Origin of the sequence: Teichococcus wenyumeiae (genome assembly GCF_003696345.1) — a bacterium.
Taxonomy (GTDB): Bacteria; Pseudomonadota; Alphaproteobacteria; order Acetobacterales; family Acetobacteraceae; genus Pseudoroseomonas; species Pseudoroseomonas wenyumeiae.
In genome coordinates this window covers 1-552 of sequence record NZ_RFLX01000194.1, presented here as the reverse complement: position 1 = coordinate 552, position 552 = coordinate 1, and the positions used below count along the sequence as shown (strand labels likewise).

Sequence of the window (552 nt, the reverse complement as noted above, 5' to 3'; positions counted from 1 at the left end):
CGCGACATCCTGGAACGTCTCGTAGCCACCGATATAGATGTCCTCGACCTTCAGCGTCTTCATGAAGCTCTCGGCCTGCGCATTGTGGTACGGATTGCCGACGGAACTCATTGAGCCGCGCAGCCCGGCCTCGGTCAGCGCCCGGCGGTAGGCCTCACTCGCGTATTGCCCGCCCCGATCGGTGTGGAAGATGCATCCGGCCGGAGGATGGCGGGTCTCCACTGCCGATCGTAGAGCCGCCAGCGCCAGGTTGGTGTCGATGGTGCGCGAGATGGCATAGCCGACCACCTTGCGGCTGCAGGCGTCCAAGATGGCAGCCAGGTAGCAGAACCCCGAGGCAAGACGGATGTAGGTGAAGTCGCCGACCCACACTTGGTTGGGCTGGGCCGGGACGATGTTGCGGTACAGATTGGGAAAGACCGGGCTGTCGTGCTGGCTGTTGGTGGTACGCACATGGCGCCGCCGCGGCTTGATGCCCATCCCCTTGGCCCGCATCACACGGGCAACACGCTTATGGTTTATCACGTGGCCGCGGCGCCTGAGTTCATGCGT

General features: G+C 63.8%; 1 protein-coding gene. It reads right to left on the bottom strand.

The annotated features are described in order from the left end of the window. Positions 1-552 (bottom strand): IS3 family transposase (locus tag EBE87_RS28570; protein ID WP_120641341.1); only part of this gene is annotated, 552 nt, incomplete at both ends.